Here is a 341-nt window from a genome sequence, read left to right as displayed (position 1 = left end):
GCGCTGGCCGCCGCCGACAACCGCCGCCGCCTGGCGCCGCTGTACGCGCACGACCGCGTGCAGCTGTCGCTGGTGGGCAACGGCGCCAACGCCCAGCTGGCGATCGACGTCCCGGTGCGGGTCGAGCGCCGCCTGGCCTACGCGCTGACCGCGCTGCTCAAGCCGGAACGCCTGGCCAACATCCTGCGCGACGAAAACATCGGCAGCCACCAGGCCATGTCGCTGTACGACAGCGAGGGCGTGATCGTGACCCGGGCCGGCGGCCCGCACCAGTTGCCGGGCGAGACGGCCGAGGCCGCGCTGCGGACCGGGCTGCAGGCCAGCGGCAACGCGCTGCTGGC

1 protein-coding gene is annotated in these 341 nt (G+C 74.8%); it reads left to right on the top strand.

The annotated features are described in order from the left end of the window. A partial coding sequence (locus GTP90_RS36170; RefSeq protein WP_161087977.1) for a hypothetical protein occupies window positions 1-341 on the top strand: 341 nt, incomplete at both ends.

The organism is Duganella vulcania, assembly GCF_009857655.1.
Taxonomy (GTDB): Bacteria; Pseudomonadota; Gammaproteobacteria; order Burkholderiales; family Burkholderiaceae_D; genus Rugamonas; species Rugamonas vulcania.
This window is presented reverse-complemented; position numbering and strand designations above follow the sequence as displayed.